We start from the raw sequence: 11,863 nt of genomic DNA, 5'->3' as shown, positions 1-11,863 counted from the left end.
ACTTCATGTACAACCATCATTTTAAAGGCAAAGCTATAATCACCTTGTGTACGTTTAACTCTTTGTTCTCGTTCATGTTCCATAAAATAAGCCTCTTAAAGGTGTAAACTTATTTCAGGACGGGACACCATCTTTAATTAAAAAGCCCAATCGATAAAGATTGGGCTTTTTAATGAGTCAAGGCTATCTACACTGAGAATTTGCAACTTTCGAACAGTCTACAAACTGTGGCATTCACCCGCTTTATTTCTAAGCCGCTTGCACAGGCACGCCACTATGGAAACGGAACACATCATCAGGTGTACTAATCAGCTCTTTTTCAACGTTACGGATATGGTCAATACGAGCTTGAATATCTTCTTTTGGATTTTTCAATTTACCTGTTTGCGCAACCTCTAAAGCTAAAGCCAAATAATCTTCAAAATGACGTGATTCAGACTTCAGCAAGTAACGATAGTAACGACCTAATTCATCATCAACCAAGGGTGCTAACGCGTAAAAACGCTCACATGAACGCGCTTCTACAAAGGCACCAATGATTAAAATATCAATTAAAGCCTCAGGCTCATAAGTCCGTACTTCTTTACGTAAACCACCCGCATAGCGACCTGCACTTAGATTGCTCCACTCTAACCCGCGCTTTTTCATAAATGCAAGCACTTGCTCATAATGCAGCATTTCTTCACGAACCAGTTGCGCAAGCTTGACCTGTAAATCGGTAAAAAAGCTATAACGAAACATCAGGTTCATCGCGGTACCTGCAGCTTTCTTCTCACAATTCGCGTGGTCTTGCATCAGCACATCAAGATTATTCAGTGCTTCAGTCAACCAAGCTTTAGGTGTTTCACAGCCCAAGAAGTCCATGACGGGCTTCATGAGTTCATCATAATTGATATTCGACATATTCAAATCTTAAAAACTTTAAATTAACGTGCAGCTTTAATCACTGCTTTCATTTCGCGTACAGCTTGTTCCAAGCCCACAAAAATAGCATCGGCAATCAGTGAATGTCCGATGTTTAATTCGTGAATCTGTGGAATTTTCGCAATTGGCGTTACATTTTCAAGGTTGAGTCCGTGCCCAGCATTGACTACCAAACCTTTTGATGCTGCATATTCAGCACCTTTTATAATACGCTCAAGCTCATGTTGCTGAGCTTCAGCTGTTTCTGCATCAGCATAAGCGCCTGTATGAATTTCAATGGTTGGTGCACCACAAGCAATTGCTGCATCAATTTGTGCAAAGTCAGCATCAATAAACAAGGACACATCACAGCCAATCTCAGACAACGCTTGAGTCGCCGCTTTGACATCATCAAAATGTCCAACCACATCTAAACCACCTTCGGTCGTCACTTCTTGGCGTTTTTCAGGAACGAAACACACATGGTGCGGTTTAATTTCTTTGGCAAATGCAATCATTTCTTCTGTAACTGCAAGTTCCAAATTCATACGTGTTTTAAGTGCTGGGCGCATACGACGCACATCATCATCTTGAATATGACGACGGTCTTCACGTAAATGCAAGGTAATCCCTTCAGCCCCTGCTTGCTCACAGATCAGTGCTGCATTGACTGGATCAGGATAAGACGTTCCACGCGCTTGTCGTAAAGTTGCCACGTGGTCAATATTTACACCAAGTAATGCAGCCATATTCATTTCCTAATTACGATTGAGTTTGAGTGTTCTGAATCCACAACTGACGACTTTTTAAGGGGCGATCGCCCAACAATGAACTGATCATTTGTCGATACAACTTGGTCAGCAATTGTAACTGTTCCAAACCAAAATCCCTACCCTTTTCATATTGGCACATGCTTAAAATTTGCTGTCCATTTAAGGTCGCTCGCGAAGCTTGTGCAGTAGGAATAAAGCCTTCATTCAGCTGGAATATATAGTTGAGTGATGCTTGAATTTCGAGTTGATTGGCATCAGTTGAAAAATCTAAGGCATAGCCCAAATCTTCCAGCAGTTCGTGCTCAAACTGCCTTAGAATTTGTTTTAAAAATTGATTAGGATCGGCTTGCTGCGCTAGTTGTTGTAATTGCGTTAGCGTATGCGCATATTGAGCAAAACTTTGCTCCATTTGTATTTCGAGCGGACACAGCCTGAGTAGGATCTCATTGAGATAAAAACCTGAAAAAAAAGCATCCCCGAAGAAAAAAATCGGCTGATTGACAATTTCAAGTTTTGTAAAATTTTTGAGTTCAGATTTACCCGAAGCTTGTAAACAAATCGGCTGATATTGTGGCGGCGGGGTTTGTCTTAGAATGCCATCAACTCGCCCATGCTCTTGGGTAAATAAATGCACAATATGACTACGTTCACGGTATTTTCTGTGGTGAATTAAATAACCATGCAGTACTTCATTGCGCATGAGGAATTAACTAATCTTTTTTATCTTTATCATTCTGTTCACTGTCTTCATCATCCCCATCTGGGATAACAGCACCAACCACCGCTGCGGTTCCTTTCACCACGCCTTTTGTGGTTTTATACGCAATCTTTACAGGAACGGTGACGATCTTGTGTATACAACCTTGCAAAAACAACATACAAGCCATTACTGCGAACACTTTGACCATAACACCATCCCTATAAAAATTTGTTTTCTTAAAACTTAGATATCGCTATAACCTAAGCTTTTCAATGCACGTTCATCATCAGACCAACCGCCTTTCACTTTAACCCAAAGGGTCAGCATGATCTTTTGTTCAAACATTTTTTCCATATCGATACGGGCATCCATACCAATTTTCTTAAGCTTAGCGCCTTTTTCACCAATCACAATCGCTTTTTGGCCTGGGCGGTCTACAAAAATCGTTGCATCAATATATGTACATGCTGGTTTAGGACGACCTGTTTTTTCATTCACCGTTGCTTCTTCAGTCTTAAACGACTCAATTTGCACGGTTAAATCATAAGGTAGCTCTTCACCCAACTGACGCATAATCTTTTCACGGATAATTTCTGATGCCAAGAAACGCTCAGAACGATCTGTCAATTGATCCAATGAATACATCGGTGGTTGAAAAGGTAAATATTTTTCAATGGTATCGCGCAGATGGTCTAAGTTTGCACCACGTAGTGCAGAAACAGGAACAATCTCAGCAAAATTCATTAATTTTGCACGCTCTTGAATCAAGGGTAATGCATGGTTTTTATTTTCAAGTGTATCAATTTTATTGATCACAAGAATCACTGGCATCTCTGCATTTTTGAGTTTTTCCAAAACGAGCTCATCGTTTTGAGTCCACTTGTCTGCATCTAGAACAAACAATACCAAGTTGACATCACGCAATGCAGAAGACGCAGCACGGTTCATCATTTTATTGATGGCGCGTACTTCTTTTTTATGCATCCCTGGTGTATCAACAAATACCGCTTGAGATTTTGCACGTGAATCAATTCCCACAATTTTATGACGTGTGGTTTGTGGTTTACGTGAAGTAATCGATAATTTTTGACCCAACAAATGGTTCATCAACGTAGACTTGCCCACGTTTGGACGGCCGACAATTGCCACAAAGCCGCTACGAAAATCCGTTGGAATTTCTGTGCCTTGTTCGCTAAAAAACTGGCTAATTAAATCATTACTGTCGCTTTGCGACTCGTGATCAGCATCGATGTGATCGGAAGAATTTGACATGGCAGATTACTGCTCCAAAAGTTTTAAAATATCCGCCGCAGCAGCTTGTTCAGCAAAACGGCGACTGGTGCCCTCACCATTTACAACAGACAATCCATCCACTTTACATTCCACTTTGAAATGCTGATTGGGCGCATCGCCTTGAATATCGACCACATCATAAACTGGGAGCGCTTTTTTTCGTGCCTGAAGATATTCTTGTAAACGAGATTTAGGATCTTTAAGTTGATCGGTTGGCTCGATATGATCCAAATATGGCTCGTACCATTTTAACACAATCGGCTCCAACACCGTTAAATCACTACAATCCACATAGATTGCACCAATAATCGATTCAACCGTATCCGCGAGGATGGACTCACGATGATGTCCACCTGATTTTAACTCACCTGTACTTAAAATGAGTGACTGGCTCAGTTTTAAATCATTTGCAATTTTACCTAAAGCTTCCTGACGAACCAAGGTTGCACGCATACGCGTCAAACGACCTTCGTTCTCAGTTGGATAAGCTTTATAGAGATAATTTGCAATAATCATCCCTAACAAAGAATCGCCTAGAAACTCTAGGCGCTCATAGTTGTATTTGTGGCTCACCGATCGGTGGGTCAGTGCAAGCTGAAGTAACTCAGGTTGTTTAAACTGATAACCGATACGGCTCGCTAAGCGGGCTTCACTTAGCTTGGACTGAGCTTTGATCAAAACTTTTCTCGAACTTTAATACTAAATCTATATTCAGTAAGAAGGGTTTTCTTACCTCATACTCCTTTTTCACCAGCAACCCTTCGGTATTGGTGACTTGCATAATTTCTTTAATTTTCACATCGCGAATACCATTCATTTCCAGACGTTGCGAAAGTTTACTTTCGAACTCTGCGGGCTGAATACTTTTTGGGCTGCTTTGTAACACTTCCTCAATTTGGCTATTGATCATCCGATCATCAAAATAGGGGGCCCAAACTGCAATTACCACTTTCGCCATAAATGCAAACCCCATGATTGCAAATAAAATGGCGATATAAGATGCCCCTTGTTGATTCTTGCGCATTTTTTATTTTCCGAATCGATATTAGTCAATGCTACCGTTACGGTTAAATGACGGCAACTTAAAGCCAGGCTCTTTATGCATCCAAATATAAAATGCACGACCTGTTAGGTTCTGTTCAGGAACCATTCCCCAGAAACGACTGTCAGCACTTTGGTCGCGATTATCCCCCATCGCAAAGTACTCACCTTCTTTCACTTTCACTTCCCAATATAAACCATTTTCAGCAGAGTATTTACCATTTTCTACAAAGTTAATATACGGTGCTTGGCGTGCAACATTAACACCATCTAACTCACGCATGGTAAAGGTATGCTTGCCAATGGTTTCTTTATGATATATCGAAGTAGGCGTATCTAAACTGTCTTTTTCACGGCTAAATTCAACAGGCACTTTAGCAATTTGTTGACCATTAATGGTTAATTGGCCATGATCAAAAACAATGTGATCGCCAGGAATACCAACCACACGTTTGATATAGCTGATCGTCGGTTGCGGTGGATAACGGAAGACAATCACATCACCACGCTCAGGCTCACCCACATCAATCACTTTTTTATTCACAATCGGCAGGCGAACACCATAGTCAAACTTATTGACCAAGATGAAGTCACCAGTTTCTAAAGTCGGGACCATCGAGTCGGAAGGAATATTAAAAGGTTCATAAAAGAATGAACGTAAGCATAGAACAATCGCAAGGACTGGCCAAAAATCATAAGCCCAAGTAATGACAAAATTTTCATTCCCCTTGCCTTTTGTCGCTCGTTGTTTAAATACAAACTTATCGAGCAACCACACCAAAAAGAAAATCAGTGTGACAGGAACAAGTATCAAATTAAAATCAAAATCCATGGGCTTATATTCCTACCTTTTTATCTTTCTACTTTCAACACAGCCAAGAACGCTTCTTGTGGGATTTCTACACTTCCCACTTGCTTCATGCGTTTCTTACCTTCTTTTTGCTTCGATAGCAGTTTCTTCTTACGAGAAACGTCACCACCATAACATTTCGCCAATACGTTTTTACGCATTGCCTTTACAGTTGAACGAGCAATAATTTGCGCACCAATCGCTGCTTGAATTGCCACATCAAACATTTGACGTGGGATCAAATCTTTCATTTTTTCAACCAATGCAATACCTCGGTGACGGGCATCTTGACGGTGACAAATCATTGCCAAGGCATCGACTTTATCGCCATTGATTAGAACATCGACTTTTACCAATGATGAACTTTCAAAACGTACAAAGTTATAATCGAGCGACGCAAAACCGCGTGAACACGACTTCAATTTATCAAAGAAGTCCATCACCACTTCCGCCATTGGAATTTCAAAAGTGATCGAAACTTGGTTCGCCATAAACTTCATGTCTTTTTGAACACCACGGCGTTCCACACATAAAGTCATCACATTACCCAAATACTCTTGCGGTACAAGGATATGGCACTCAGCAATCGGCTCACGTAGGTCTTCGACCGTTGAACCATCTGGCATTTTAGATGGGCTATCGATATAAATCGTTTCACCATTCTTCATCACCGCTTCATAAATCACAGTCGGTGCAGATGAAATAAGGTCTAAATCATACTCGCGCTCTAAACGCTCTTGCACGATTTCCATGTGTAGCATGCCTAAGAAGCCACAACGGAAACCAAAACCTAAAGCATCTGAGCTTTCAGGTTCAAAGAATAACGCCGAGTCATTGATCTGAAGTTTATGTAAAGCTTCACGGAATGGTTCAAATTCACTTGAATCAATTGGGAACAAACCTGCATAAACCTGCGGCTTCACTTTTTTAAAGCCTGGTAAGGTTTTGACTTCTGGTGTGTTGGCAAGGGTAATCGTATCACCCACTGGCGCACCAAAAATGTCTTTAATGCCTGCAATTACGAAACCAACTTCACCCGCTTCAAGGATGTCTGTTTCTGTATGTTTAGGATTAAAAATACCCACAGAAGTAATAATGTGCGTTTGGCCTGTTGATTTCATCAACATCTTGTCGCCCTTACGCACACGACCTTCTTTCACGCGCACCAAAGAAACAACGCCTAAGTAGTTATCAAACCAAGAGTCGATAATTAAAGCTTGTAATGGCGCGTTACGATCACCAGTAGGTGCAGGAATGACATTAACAAGGGTTTCTAAAACGCTATCAATCCCAAGACCTGTTTTTGCCGAACAGGTTGGTGCTTCAGTCGCTTCAATACCAATAATGTCTTCAATTTCTTGAATCACACGTTCAGGTTCAGCCTGTGGTAAATCAATTTTGTTGAGCACTGGTAGAACTTCGAGACCTTGCTCAATTGCGGTATAACAGTTCGCAACCGACTGTGCTTCCACGCCTTGCGCCGCATCTACAACCAACAATGCACCTTCACAAGCCGCCAATGAACGTGACACTTCATATGAAAAATCGACATGCCCTGGTGTATCAATAAAGTTCAATTGATACTCTTGACCATTTGGATGGGTGTAATACAAAGTAACCGACGCAGCTTTAATGGTAATACCACGCTCACGTTCAAGTTCCATGGAGTCAAGTACTTGTGCTTGCATTTCACGATCTTGCAAACCACCACAGGTTTGAATAAAGCGGTCAGCGAGCGTTGACTTCCCGTGGTCAATGTGAGCAATAATACTGAAATTACGGATATTTTTAATATCAACAGATTTTTTAGCTTGCGCCATGGGCTACCTTGAACAAAATGAAGCGTTATGCAGACAAATTTCGATGCACAACAAAAGCCGAATAGAAATTGCGAAGGATTATAACAGATGGTTTTTTTAAAGTATCCATATTAATACGCTTCCTTTTCACAACTCTGACGCTTTTTTACGTGTTTTCGCTTTTCACTGGGCTTTTTGAATAATCCATTGAAAAATCTAAGGCATTCACATCTTTTGCAAGCGGTTGGTAAGCTTGAGTAAAACTAGGTGACATACGTTTTGCACGGCCGGTTTCAATCTCTACGCAAGCCCACTTGGTTTGAGCAACAAATAAAATGCTATTGTCTTTGGGTCTATAAAACACATATTGGCGTGAAGAATATAATGCATTTATATCGTCAAACCATGTACGTAGGATTATTTCATCCTCTTCAAATGCAGCTTTTCGGTACTGCACATGATGCTCAACTGCAACCATGGCATGTTTTAACTCGATATATTCTTTTAAGCCTAAGCCCAATGCATCAATATGTGCTGTTGCGACATCCTGCATCCAATGCATATAAACCACATTATTCACATGGCCTAACTGGTCGATATGTTCTGCTTGTACCTGAAGTCTTAAGTCAAAAATACTACTCATAAACACTCTATTGAATCTAAATATCCCTATGAAGATGGCAGTGTACGCAAATAACAGACATCATCAAATTGCAAAAAATAAAAAACCACTCCGAAGAGTGGTTTTTTTCGCTTATTGGATGCGCATCCCTAAAATGGCTGGTGTGCCTTGTCGGATGATTCCAACGCGGGCAACCTGACCTTTTTTCAACTCAGACGCCGCTTGGACAAAATCATTGGTGTCTTTTACGACTTTATTATTAATGTGAGTGACCACATCACCAGCCGCCATACCTGACTGTGCTGCTGCACCGCCACGTTTCACTTCTTGAATTAACACACCACCTTTCACATTGAGCTGTGACAATTCAGCAGGTGCTAAATTTCGGATAGCAATACCTAACACAGGCCCTTTACTTTGTGTAACTGTATCTGATTTTGCAGGTGTATCATCTGGTGCTGTGGTTAATGTTGCCGATATATTACGCTTTTTATCATCACGCAGTACTTCAAGCTGTACCGTTTGATTTGGCATGGTACGATTTAAATAGTTCAACAACTCAGAGGTACGTGAAATCGGCGTTCCGTTGAATTTTAAAATAATATCGCCTGCTTTTAGTCCCGCTTTCTGCGCAGGTGAATTCGGCTGAACATTGGTAATCAATGAACCTTCAGGTTTTGGCAAATTATAAGACTCTGCCAAATTACGGTCTAAATCTTGTAGATTAAAGCCTAAATAAGAACGGGTCACTTTGCCGGTTTTCTTAAGTTGGTCAGCAATATCCATTGCGACATCAATTGGAATCGAGAAAGACAGCCCCATATAACCGCCCGTACCACTGAAGATACGCGAGTTCACCCCAACCACTTCACCCTGTTGGTTGAATAACGGACCGCCTGAGTTTCCTGGGTTGAGAGCCACATCGGTTTGAATGAAGGGTACCGATGTCTCCCCCATCATATTGCGCATTTTCGCACTCACGATTCCTGCCGAAGCCGAGTAATCAAAACCAAACGGTGAACCTATCGCAAGCACAGGTTCACCTACACGCAATTGATCAACATTGCCAGCACGGAGTGATGGAAAATTCGTACCATTCACCTTAAGCAGGGCCACATCCGTTCGTTCATCACTACCTACTACAGTTGCATCCAGTTCACGACGGTCATTAAACATAATCGTGACTTTCGATGCATCTTCTACGACGTGGTGGTTTGTCAGTAAATACCCATCTTTACTAATAAAAAATGCGCTGCCATAAGCCGTTTTTTCTTGCGGCGCTTGCTGCTGCGGAATAATGACTTGATTACCAAAAAAACGCTTCAAAATCTCAGGTATTTGCTGCTGCAGTAACTCTTCTTGAGTCATCTTTTTAACCACATTGACACTCACTACCGCAGGGCTAACTTGCTCAACTAAGTTTGAGAAATCAACAGGTGCTGCTTGTGTTTGCACCGCAGCCATTGTGCATGCAACAGCAAAAAAACCAGTTTGTATCGCGCGACTTTTCATATCAAGTATTGACCTATATGTTTGTTATCAATTTATGTATTAGCGTTTTTAGCATAATCTTTGTCTGTCTTGGGTAATAATATGTTCTATTATGTTTGTATAAACAAGAGCTTAAAATTTGCTTAAAAAATACGTTCTTTATTTATATTTCCCATCAATTGTAGAGATTTTACCCTTGCCTTTTCGTGAAAAAAGCGCTGTCATTAGCGAACTTTTTCCAAATTAGCTGATGGACATGTCTAATTTAAACACAACACATCATTTTGATGTGATTATTGTGGGAAGTGGCGGTGCAGGCCTGAGCTTGGCCTTATCGTTGCCTCAACATTTCAATATTGCTGTTCTTGCAAAATCAAACCTGACCGATGCAAGTACCTTCTATGCACAAGGTGGCGTTGCCGCTGTTTTAGATGAAACGGATTCCATCGAACAGCACATTGATGACACCATGATTGCGGGCGCTCACTTGTGTGAGACCGAAGCCGTAAAGCAAACCGTTGAAGGCGGTAAACCTTCTGTTGATTTTCTACTGAAACACGGCGTGCAGTTTACCCTTGATGATCAAGAACAATTGCATCTAACACGTGAAGGTGGACATTCTCAACGCCGTATTATTCATGCCGCAGATGCTACAGGTCGTGCCATTTCAACTACCTTAGTGGAACGTGCGATTGAAAAAGACAACATCACCATTTTTGAGAATTACATCGCCATCGATTTAATTACCTCTCAAAAACTGGGCTTGGAAGAACAAAATCGTGCCTTAGGCCTGTATGCACTCGATGAAAAGACTGAAAAAGTACATACCTTTTTAGCCCCTTTTACCGCGCTGGCGTGTGGCGGTGCCATGAAAGCCTATCTGTATACCTCGAACCCAGACATTGCAACGGGCGATGGTATTGCCATGGCATTTCGTGCAGGTTGTCGCGTGGCCAATATGGAATTTAACCAATTTCACCCAACCTGTTTATACCACCCACAAGCGCGTTCTTTCCTCATTACTGAAGCAATGCGTGGTGAAGGTGCTTATTTACGTTTACCCGATGGCGAACGCTTTATGTTGCGCTTTGATGAACGCGCAGAACTTGCCCCACGTGACATTGTGGCGCGAGCTATTGACTATGAAATCAAACGCTTAGGAATTCGTCACGTATGGCTCGACATTAGCCATAAGCCCGAAAGTTTCATTAAAGAACATTTTCCGACCTTGTATGCACGCTTACTCGAACTCGGCATCGACATTACCAAGGAAATGATTCCTGTTGTTCCTGCTGCGCACTATACCTGTGGCGGTGTGGTAGTTGATGAACATAGTCAAACTGACATTACTGGTCTCTATGCAATTGGGGAAACCTCATATACTGGCTTGCATGGCGCCAACCGTATGGCCAGTAACTCACTGTTAGAGTGTTTTGTGTATGGCATGAGTGCAGCAGAACACATCGAAAAAAGTTTTGATTCAAATTACCAATCCCCAACTGCTCCGTCTTGGGATGACTCACAAGTGATGAATCCTGATGAAGATGTGGTGATTTTACAAAACTGGGATGAACTCCGTCAAACCATGTGGAACTACGTCGGCATTGTGCGTACCACGAAACGTCTTGAACGTGCGCTACACCGCATTGAAATGTTGAAGCGAGAAATTACCGAGTATTACCAAGATTACCAAGTCAGCAAAAATCTTATTGAGCTACGTAATTTAGTTTTAGTCTCTGAAATGATCGTGCGCTGTGCTATGGAGCGTAAAGAATCGCGCGGTCTACACTACACTTTAGATTACCCAGAACTATCGAATGAACTGCGTAAAACCGTACTCACCCCTTTAAATTTTAAAGTTGAAACCCCTTTAGTGAATAACTAATTTAAAAAAAGCCTGATTCGTCAGGCTTTTTTATTCAGACATTTTTTAGGATTTGCGTGGAATAGAATAAGTTCCCACCACATGTGCAATGGGTTCATCCTTACCCACTGAATACAACCACACATCCCCAACCACCAATGCTTTGCCAACTTTCATTAACTTACATTCACCGCGGATACTTGTAGAGGCTGCAGGTTTACTTAGAAAGTTGACCGATAAATTGGTGGTCACGGTTAAACCGACCAGCCCAATTTCCCCTAAAATGGCGATATACAATGCATAGTCTGCAAGAGTCATCATGGTTGGGCCTGAAACCGTTCCACCCGGTCGCAAATCGCGCTCATCTACCTGATACACGACTGTTGCTGCGCGCTCAGTGACAGATTCGATATGACATTTTTCTAAACTTTGCGGAAATTCCTTTTCTAAAAAAGCCACAATCTCAGTTAAGTTACTTTTCATTTTTCCTTCAACATTCAGTCCTTTGTCACTGACTATAAAAGAAA

At 41.5% G+C, this 11,863-nt stretch carries 13 protein-coding genes; 1 reads left to right on the top strand and 12 read right to left on the bottom strand.

Annotated features, from left to right (window positions below):
* Positions 1 to 249: 249 nt before the first annotated feature.
* The 11 genes from MF4642_RS09200 to MF4642_RS09150 form a co-directional block, all read right to left on the bottom strand.
* The gene (locus MF4642_RS09200; RefSeq protein ID WP_004693658.1) at positions 250 to 903 is read right to left on the bottom strand and encodes a tRNA-(ms[2]io[6]A)-hydroxylase; all 654 of its coding nucleotides are present in this window, start codon (positions 901 to 903) and stop codon (positions 250 to 252) included.
* A 23-nt stretch (positions 904 to 926) separates the two neighbouring features.
* A complete protein-coding gene (gene pdxJ, locus MF4642_RS09195; protein WP_078426003.1) occupies positions 927 to 1,652 on the bottom strand; it encodes a pyridoxine 5'-phosphate synthase in 726 nt (241 codons plus the stop codon).
* A gap of 13 nt (positions 1,653 to 1,665) precedes the next feature.
* On the bottom strand, positions 1,666 to 2,376 hold the full coding sequence (gene recO, locus MF4642_RS09190) for a DNA repair protein RecO (RefSeq protein WP_078426002.1): 711 nt from the start codon (positions 2,374 to 2,376) through the stop codon (positions 1,666 to 1,668).
* A 10-nt stretch (positions 2,377 to 2,386) separates the two neighbouring features.
* Entirely contained in the window at positions 2,387 to 2,584 is a 198-nt protein-coding gene (locus MF4642_RS09185; RefSeq protein WP_004693662.1) for an NF038104 family lipoprotein, read from the bottom strand.
* 35 nt (positions 2,585 to 2,619) lie between these two features.
* Positions 2,620 to 3,648: a GTPase Era gene (era, locus tag MF4642_RS09180; protein ID WP_004693663.1), complete on the bottom strand. Its 1,029-nt coding sequence runs from the start codon at positions 3,646 to 3,648 to the stop codon at positions 2,620 to 2,622.
* A gap of 6 nt (positions 3,649 to 3,654) precedes the next feature.
* On the bottom strand, positions 3,655 to 4,347 hold the full coding sequence (rnc, locus tag MF4642_RS09175; protein ID WP_004693665.1) for a ribonuclease III: 693 nt from the start codon (positions 4,345 to 4,347) through the stop codon (positions 3,655 to 3,657).
* The gene (locus MF4642_RS09170; protein WP_078426001.1) at positions 4,319 to 4,693 is read right to left on the bottom strand and encodes a DUF4845 domain-containing protein; all 375 of its coding nucleotides are present in this window, start codon (positions 4,691 to 4,693) and stop codon (positions 4,319 to 4,321) included. Before MF4642_RS09170 ends, rnc begins: the two co-directional genes overlap by 29 nt.
* 21 nt (positions 4,694 to 4,714) lie before the next feature.
* Entirely contained in the window at positions 4,715 to 5,542 is an 828-nt protein-coding gene (lepB, locus tag MF4642_RS09165; RefSeq protein WP_078426000.1) for a signal peptidase I, read from the bottom strand.
* Between the two features lie 20 nt (positions 5,543 to 5,562).
* Positions 5,563 to 7,380, bottom strand: coding sequence for a translation elongation factor 4 (gene lepA, locus MF4642_RS09160; RefSeq protein WP_005399692.1), 1,818 nt, complete (start codon positions 7,378 to 7,380; stop codon positions 5,563 to 5,565).
* A 145-nt stretch (positions 7,381 to 7,525) separates the two neighbouring features.
* Positions 7,526 to 8,002 (bottom strand): acyl-CoA thioesterase, encoded by a 477-nt coding sequence (locus MF4642_RS09155; RefSeq protein ID WP_004980545.1) that lies wholly within the window; start codon positions 8,000 to 8,002, stop codon positions 7,526 to 7,528.
* 111 nt (positions 8,003 to 8,113) lie between these two features.
* Complete coding sequence (locus tag MF4642_RS09150) at positions 8,114 to 9,493, bottom strand: Do family serine endopeptidase (protein WP_004980546.1); 1,380 nt, start codon at positions 9,491 to 9,493, stop codon at positions 8,114 to 8,116.
* A gap of 229 nt (positions 9,494 to 9,722) precedes the next feature.
* Between MF4642_RS09150 and nadB the strand changes: the two genes are divergently transcribed.
* The gene (gene nadB, locus MF4642_RS09145) at positions 9,723 to 11,357 is read left to right on the top strand and encodes an L-aspartate oxidase (RefSeq protein WP_017397087.1); all 1,635 of its coding nucleotides are present in this window, start codon (positions 9,723 to 9,725) and stop codon (positions 11,355 to 11,357) included.
* Between the two features lie 45 nt (positions 11,358 to 11,402).
* On the opposite strand, the gene MF4642_RS09140 is transcribed toward nadB, so the two are convergent.
* The gene (locus tag MF4642_RS09140) at positions 11,403 to 11,819 is read right to left on the bottom strand and encodes a PaaI family thioesterase (RefSeq protein WP_078425999.1); all 417 of its coding nucleotides are present in this window, start codon (positions 11,817 to 11,819) and stop codon (positions 11,403 to 11,405) included.
* Positions 11,820 to 11,863 lie beyond the last annotated feature (44 nt).

Origin of the sequence: Acinetobacter sp. MF4642 (assembly GCF_002018925.1) — a bacterium.
Lineage (GTDB): Bacteria > Pseudomonadota > Gammaproteobacteria > Pseudomonadales > Moraxellaceae > Acinetobacter > Acinetobacter johnsonii.
Note: the sequence above shows the minus strand (reverse complement) of the source record. Positions and strands in the feature narration are given on the sequence as shown.

Coding starts and splice junctions, on each gene's coding strand:
- nadB (WP_017397087.1), top strand. CDS start 9,723: ATGGACATGTCTAATTTAAACACAACACATCATTTTGATGTGATTATT.
- lepA (WP_005399692.1), bottom strand. CDS start 7,380: ATGGCGCAAGCTAAAAAATCTGTTGATATTAAAAATATCCGTAATTTC.
- lepB (WP_078426000.1), bottom strand. CDS start 5,542: ATGGATTTTGATTTTAATTTGATACTTGTTCCTGTCACACTGATTTTC.
- MF4642_RS09140 (WP_078425999.1), bottom strand. CDS start 11,819: ATGAAAAGTAACTTAACTGAGATTGTGGCTTTTTTAGAAAAGGAATTT.
- recO (WP_078426002.1), bottom strand. CDS start 2,376: ATGCGCAATGAAGTACTGCATGGTTATTTAATTCACCACAGAAAATAC.
- MF4642_RS09200 (WP_004693658.1), bottom strand. CDS start 903: ATGTCGAATATCAATTATGATGAACTCATGAAGCCCGTCATGGACTTC.
- era (WP_004693663.1), bottom strand. CDS start 3,648: ATGTCAAATTCTTCCGATCACATCGATGCTGATCACGAGTCGCAAAGC.
- MF4642_RS09170 (WP_078426001.1), bottom strand. CDS start 4,693: ATGCGCAAGAATCAACAAGGGGCATCTTATATCGCCATTTTATTTGCA.
- pdxJ (WP_078426003.1), bottom strand. CDS start 1,652: ATGGCTGCATTACTTGGTGTAAATATTGACCACGTGGCAACTTTACGA.
- MF4642_RS09150 (WP_004980546.1), bottom strand. CDS start 9,493: ATGAAAAGTCGCGCGATACAAACTGGTTTTTTTGCTGTTGCATGCACA.
- MF4642_RS09155 (WP_004980545.1), bottom strand. CDS start 8,002: ATGAGTAGTATTTTTGACTTAAGACTTCAGGTACAAGCAGAACATATC.
- MF4642_RS09185 (WP_004693662.1), bottom strand. CDS start 2,584: ATGGTCAAAGTGTTCGCAGTAATGGCTTGTATGTTGTTTTTGCAAGGT.